Below are 5,771 nucleotides of genomic sequence, written 5' to 3'. Positions count from 1 at the left end.
ACCGATCCGGCAGCCGTGCCGGCCGGACCCACCGTGCCGCCATCCGTTTCGCCGCCCCCGGCGCAGTAAGGCGGGGCGGGCCGGCGGCACACACCCGCCGGCCACCGCCCCGGCCGTTCTCCGCCGCCGGACGGTGATCTCCTGTGCCTCCGTCCCCGGTACCGCCGTCCCCTGCGCCCTCCGTCCTCCGTGCTGCCATCCCCCATACAGCGATGACCTGCTCTTCCCCGCCCCGTTCCGCCGGCACCGGCGCGCTTGCCGAGGTGGCGCCGGCCAAGATCAATCTGGCGCTGCATGTGCTGGGCCGCCGCCACGACGGCTATCACGCCCTCGACACCTTCGTCGCCTTCGCCGCTGCGGCGGGCGACCGGCTGGTCGCCGAGCCGGCCGACGCGCTTTCGCTCACCATCGGCGGGCCGTTCGCCGGCGGGCTCTCCGCGGGCGCCGACAATCTGGTGCTGCGCGCGGCCGTCGCCCTGCGGCAGGCGGCAGGCATCGGCAGCGGCGCGCGCCTTCATCTGGAAAAGCACCTGCCCGTCGCCTCCGGCATCGGCGGCGGTTCGGCCGATGCGGCGGCGGCGCTGCGCCTGCTGGCGCGGCTGTGGGGCATTGAGGCCACCGCAGCCGATCTCGCCGCCCTCGGCGCGTCGCTGGGCTCCGACGTGCCGATGTGCACCGTCGGCCGCACGCTGCGGGCCGGAGGCACCGGACATGAACTGACGGTGCTGCCGGATCTGCCGCCGGTGTGGGCGGTGCTCGTCAATCCCGGCGTGGCGCTGGCCACGCCGCCGGTGTTCGCGGCGCTGGGTCTGCGGCCCGGGCGGCTCGACGGACGCCGCGCGCTGGGCGGGGCCATCGATTCCGAACCGGCGGCGTTCCGCTTCGGCTCCGCTGCAGAGCTGGCACACTGGCTGGCCGGGCAGCGCAACGATCTGCAGCCGCCCGCGCTGGCGCTCGCCCCGGCCATCGGCCCGGTTCTCGCGGCGCTGGCGGCGCAGCCCGGCGCCCTCATGAGCCGGCTTTCCGGTTCGGGGGCCACCTGCTTTGCCCTGTTCGCCGGAGAATCAGAGGCCGCGGCCGCCGCCGGCGCGCTGGCTGCAGCCGGCCGCGACTGGTGGGTGGCGGCGACCGCACTGGCCTGAGCGGGGCATTTTTCCACTTTTGCGCGCAGCTATCACGCTGTTGTGACAGGCGCCCGGCCTCAGCCTCCGGCCGGCGATGCCGCGTCGCGCGGGCCCTCCTGCCGTGCGGCCGGCGTCTCCGGTCCCCCGGGCGGCAACGCGGCGGCGGGCGCGGTGCGCCGCCGCGGCGGCGCCACGACCGGCAGGCCCGGAAGGCGCGCGCCATCGCGCAGCACTGCGGCGGCGGCCGGCGAAGGCTGCGGACCGGCCCCGGCATGCAGCACCAGAGGCGGCAGCAGGGCGAGCGGCCCGCGGCTGCCGGCAATCGCCTGCACCACGACGCGAATCGCCTGCGCTTCTGCCCGCGGCTGCACCGGCAGCACGGCGACGGCACCGAAGCGGCCACCGAGGGCCGCCAGCAACGGGCCGAGACCGGCCGCCGGGAAGATCACCGCCACCACCCCGCCGGGCCTGAGCAGCCCCGCCGCGGTGCGCAGCCACGGCTCAAGCCCTTCCGGCGCCAGCACATGGGCGCCCGCCCGCGCCGCATCGGGCGAGGCGCGCACCGCGCCGGCCCTGTGGAAGGGCGGGTTCATCACCACGGCATCGGCACTGCCCGCCACCAGCCCCGCCGCGGCCCGGCGGGCCGCCGGCGCGGTGACATCGGCCTCGATCGCCCGCACGCGGCCGGCGAAGGCGGCATTTTCCGGCAGCGCCAGCCCGGCGCGCGCCAGCGCCAGCGCCGCGGGGTCGCGCTCGGCCAGCACCACCTGAAGCCCCGGGCAGCGCGCGGCCAGCGCAAAGCCCGCCACGCCGCTGCCGGCGCCCAGGTCGAACGCCGTGCCGGTAAAATCCGCCGGCAGCGCCGCAGCCAGCAGAACGGCATCGTGACCGCTGCGGTGCGGGCCGCGGGCCGGCTGCAGCGCGCAGATTCGCCCGCCGAGAAAGCTGTCGCAGGTCGTGCCGGTTTCGCCCATCTGTTCTCCGCACCGAAGAGGTCGCCGGCACAGCCCCGCGCCCCGCACGCCATGGCCGGATCCGGGGACGGGAAAGGCCCTAGTTGCGAACCGGCCAAAGGTGTGCGATGCCCACCGCGACGGGCGAGGCCGGCGGCAAACCATTGCCGCAGGTCGCATCCGCCCGCCAGCCGGCCCGTCAGGCGCGGCGGTGCCGCTGCCGGGCGCGTCCCGCCCGGCGGCCCGCCACGCCGCCTGCCCGCTGCCGACCCGCGTTCCGGCTGCCGGTTCTGGCCTCAGGTCTTGACTGTCAGCCCTGTTTTGGCTGTTAACCCAGTCTTGCCCGGCGGAACAGGGATTTCTATCCTCGCTCCGGAATGGACCGGGCCGGGCGTGGAATGCGACGGCGCACCGGCTGCGTCAAGGTTTTCAGTCTGGCCGTCGCGCACACGGCCGGGCGGATCGTCAGGAGAATGTCCGCGTGGCCCCGATCTCTGCGGCTTCGGCCCCTCTGACTGCAAAGGCCTCTCCCGCCCCGGCAGCGTCCGGTGGGGTGGATGCTCTGGTTGCCCTTGTCGCCCGGGACATGCAGCGGGTCAACGAGACGATTCTCTCGCGCACCGGCTCCGACGTGACGATGATCCCCGAGGTGGCCAACCACCTGATCTCGTCCGGCGGCAAGCGCCTGCGCCCGATGCTGACGCTCGCCAGCGCGGCCCACTTCGGCTACCCCGGCGACGGCCATGTGAAGCTCGCCGCCAGCGTGGAGTTCATGCACACCGCCACGCTGCTGCACGACGACGTTGTCGACGAAAGCGACATGCGCCGCGGCAAGCCGGCGGCCCGCATGGTGTGGGGCAATCAGGCCAGCGTGCTCGTCGGCGACTTCCTGCTCGGTCAGGCCTTCAAGATGATGGTGGAGACCGGCTCGCTGGAGTGCCTCGGCATTCTCTCCCACGCTGCGGCGGTGATCGCCGAAGGCGAGGTGATGCAGCTTGCCGCCGCCAAGGATCTCAACACCGAGGAAGCAACCTATCTCGCCGTGATCGAGGCGAAGACGGCCGCGCTGTTCGCGGCCGCCGCCGAAGTCGGCCCGGTCATCGCCGACGCCCCCGCGGCAGAGCGCGAGGCGTTCCGGCTCTACGGGCTCTATCTCGGCCTCGCCTTCCAGCTCGTCGACGATGCGCTCGATTATGGCGGCCAGTCCGGCCAGCTCGGCAAGAAGGTCGGCGACGACTTCCGCGAGGGCAAGATCACCCTTCCGGTCATCACCGCCTTCCGCGCCGGCGATGTGGCCGAGCGTGCATTCTGGAAGCGCTGCATCGAGGAGGGCCAGATTGCCGATGGCGATCTGGAACACGCGCTGCGCCTGCTTGAAAAGCACGATGCCATTGCCGTCACCATCGCCCGCGCCCACGACTATGGCGACCGGGCACGGGCGGCACTGGCGGCGCTGGCCCCCACCCCGCAGCGCGATGCGCTGATCGAGGTCGTCGGCTTCTCCATCGCCCGCGCCTACTGATCCGTTCCCGCCCGGAAGGTTCCGGCCATGCACGACGACTGGCGCCCGCCGGCCATGCCGGCGGCTCTCGGCGACGATGGCGTGCGGGCCATGATGGCGCTGGCGCTGCCGGATGCGGTCGTGACCGGCTGGCAGCGGCTTTCCGGCGGCTTCTCGAATCTCGGCTTTCGCGTCGAATGCGCCGGCCGCGGGCCCGTGCACCTGCGGCTGTGGTCGGAAGGCGGCGTGACGGCACGGATGGAGACGGCGCTTCTCGGCCGTCTCGGCGCACAGGGCCGCGTGCCGGTTGCCCGCGTGCTGGCGGCGCCCGCGGCGCCGGACCCGGCCACCGGACGTCCCTTTGCCGTGCTGGAATGGGTGGCCGGCGTGCCTCTGGCCGGGGCCGCAGCCGGCCTGCCGCCGCCGGCGACCGCGGCGCTGGGCCGGGCCGCGGGGCGCGTGCTGGCCGATATCCATGCGCTGAAGTTTCCGGCCTGCGGTTTCTTTTCCGAGAGTCTCGAACTCGCCCGCTTCTGGCCGTGCGGGGCGGCCGGCTATCAGGCGGCGCTGGACCGCATCCTCGCCGGCCCGGCCGGACGGGCGCTGGAGCCGGACGAGCGGCGCCGGCTGGTGGCATTCGGCAATGCCATGGCCGGGCGTCTGGAGGGCGAGCTGCGTCCGCCCTGTCTGGTGCACGGCGACTTCGGCCCCGGCAATATTCTGGTCGCCGGGCCGCAGGGGCCCGTTGCGGCCGTGATCGACTGGGAGTTTGCGTTCGCGGCCGACCCGCTGATCGACATCGCCAACATCATGCGCCCGCCGCTCGGCGAGCGCCCGGGCTTTGCGGCCGGTTTCACGGCCGGCTATCGCGCCGGCGGCGGCAGCCTGCCGGCCGACTGGCGCCGCCTTGCCCTTATCACCGACCTGCCGGCGTGGGTGGCCCATCTCGGCCACGGCGACCCGGCCCGCACGCGCGATGCGCGCGCCCGGATCGCCGCCATTCTGGCGGCCTTCGGCCACCGGCTGTGAGGGCGCGCCTCAGCGCGGGGCGTTGAAGGCGGCGATGGTGGCGCGGGCGGCCTCGCCCAGCAGCGCAAAATCCACCCCGAGCGCGATGAAGCTGAAGCCCGCCGCCTTGGCGCGCTGCGCATCGGCCGCGCTGACGGCGAAGGCGCCGGCGATGCGGCCGGCGGCACGCGCCCGCGTGGCGATGCCGGCGACGGTGGCCTGCGTCTCGTCGGACGACGGCGCGAAGCGGCTGCCGTTGCTGAGGGCGATGGAGAGATCGGCCGGGCCGACAAAGACGCCGTCGAGGCCGGGCACCGCCAGAATTTCCGGCAGGGCCTCCAGCGCGGGCCGGCTTTCGATCATGGCGAAGGTGAGCACGATATCGTTCGCCTTCTGCAGCCACACCGCCGGATCGGCCACGCCGGCGAGCCGCATCGCCGAGGCGGCCCCCCACGAGCGCTGCCCGACCGGCGGATATTTGGCCTGCTGCACGAAGGCCGCGGCCTGCGCGGCCGACTCGATCATCGGCGCGATCACGGCAACGGCCCCGAAATCGAGCACCCGCGAGGCGACCGGATAGGCGCCGACCGGAATGCGCACCACCGGCGCCGCCCCGGCCGCCACCACCTGCGGGATCGCAGCGGCGATCGAACCGACATCGTGGATGCCGTGCTGCATGTCGAAGGTCACGGCGGGATAGCCCGCGGCTGCCAGTTCCGTCAGCGCGGCCGGCTCGGTCAGGCTGATCGACCAGGCGGTCTGCACCACCTCGCCCGCCCTCAGGCGACGTGCAAGATCGTAGGGTTTCAGCAGTTCGGTCATTTCTGGCAGCCTTCCCATCGCCATCGCGGCCCTTGGGGCCGATTCGTCCGGCGGCGATGTTAGGCTGAAATCGCCGGCCGCACCCACACCCAATACGACAAAAGGCGAAGCCCGGCCGGCCCCGTCGCACCCGCCCGGCAGGCCGGCGCACCGCCCGCCGCGCAGTCGCCCGCCATGCAGCAGACGCCGGGCGGCAATCCGCCTGCGGGGGGCCGGGCGGGCCGCTTTCGTCAACGCATCAATTGTGCTTCGGCGCAGGATCGGGTAGGGTCCGCGCCGTGAACGTGGGCGCGTGCCGTGAAAGTGGCCGTTTCCCGCGCATTCGTCGTTGCCGCGGCGGCATTAGCTCGGTGGCTCGCCGAA

5 protein-coding genes are annotated in these 5,771 nt (G+C 73.7%); 3 read left to right on the top strand and 2 right to left on the bottom strand.

What is annotated here, in order from left to right; translation table 11 throughout:
- Nucleotides 1-212 precede the first annotated feature (212 nt).
- Nucleotides 213-1,142: a 4-(cytidine 5'-diphospho)-2-C-methyl-D-erythritol kinase gene (locus V7067_RS07730; protein WP_334175310.1), complete on the top strand. Its 930-nt coding sequence runs from the start codon at nucleotides 213-215 to the stop codon at nucleotides 1,140-1,142.
- Nucleotides 1,143-1,201: 59 nt separating this feature from the next.
- Here the strand turns inward: V7067_RS07730 and V7067_RS07725 are convergent, their stop codons facing one another.
- Nucleotides 1,202-2,098, bottom strand: a complete 897-nt coding sequence (locus tag V7067_RS07725) for a methyltransferase (RefSeq protein ID WP_334175309.1) — start codon at nucleotides 2,096-2,098, stop codon at nucleotides 1,202-1,204.
- Nucleotides 2,099-2,630: 532 nt separating this feature from the next.
- Here V7067_RS07725 and V7067_RS07720 point away from each other — a divergent pair.
- Complete coding sequence (locus tag V7067_RS07720) at nucleotides 2,631-3,599, top strand: polyprenyl synthetase family protein (protein WP_334175308.1); 969 nt, start codon at nucleotides 2,631-2,633, stop codon at nucleotides 3,597-3,599.
- Nucleotides 3,600-3,626: 27 nt separating this feature from the next.
- Nucleotides 3,627-4,607, top strand: coding sequence for a phosphotransferase (locus V7067_RS07715; protein ID WP_334175307.1), 981 nt, complete (start codon nucleotides 3,627-3,629; stop codon nucleotides 4,605-4,607).
- A 9-nt stretch (nucleotides 4,608-4,616) separates the two neighbouring features.
- On the opposite strand, the gene V7067_RS07710 is transcribed toward V7067_RS07715, so the two are convergent.
- Entirely contained in the window at nucleotides 4,617-5,408 is a 792-nt protein-coding gene (locus tag V7067_RS07710; protein ID WP_334175306.1) for an aldolase/citrate lyase family protein, read from the bottom strand.
- Nucleotides 5,409-5,771 lie beyond the last annotated feature (363 nt).

Origin of the sequence: Pseudoxanthobacter sp. (assembly GCF_036822375.1) — a bacterium.
GTDB lineage: Bacteria > Pseudomonadota > Alphaproteobacteria > Rhizobiales > Segnochrobactraceae > Pseudoxanthobacter.
The sequence above is the reverse complement of the archived record's forward strand: the minus strand, read 5'-3'. Positions and strand labels throughout refer to the sequence as shown.

What these genes read in the sequence shown, in the direction of transcription:
- V7067_RS07715 (WP_334175307.1), top strand. Translation starts at nt 3,627, where the DNA reads ATGCACGACGACTGGCGCCCGCCGGCCATGCCGGCGGCTCTCGGCGAC.
- V7067_RS07725 (WP_334175309.1), bottom strand. Translation starts at nt 2,098, where the DNA reads ATGGGCGAAACCGGCACGACCTGCGACAGCTTTCTCGGCGGGCGAATC.
- V7067_RS07730 (WP_334175310.1), top strand. Translation starts at nt 213, where the DNA reads ATGACCTGCTCTTCCCCGCCCCGTTCCGCCGGCACCGGCGCGCTTGCC.
- V7067_RS07710 (WP_334175306.1), bottom strand. Translation starts at nt 5,408, where the DNA reads ATGACCGAACTGCTGAAACCCTACGATCTTGCACGTCGCCTGAGGGCG.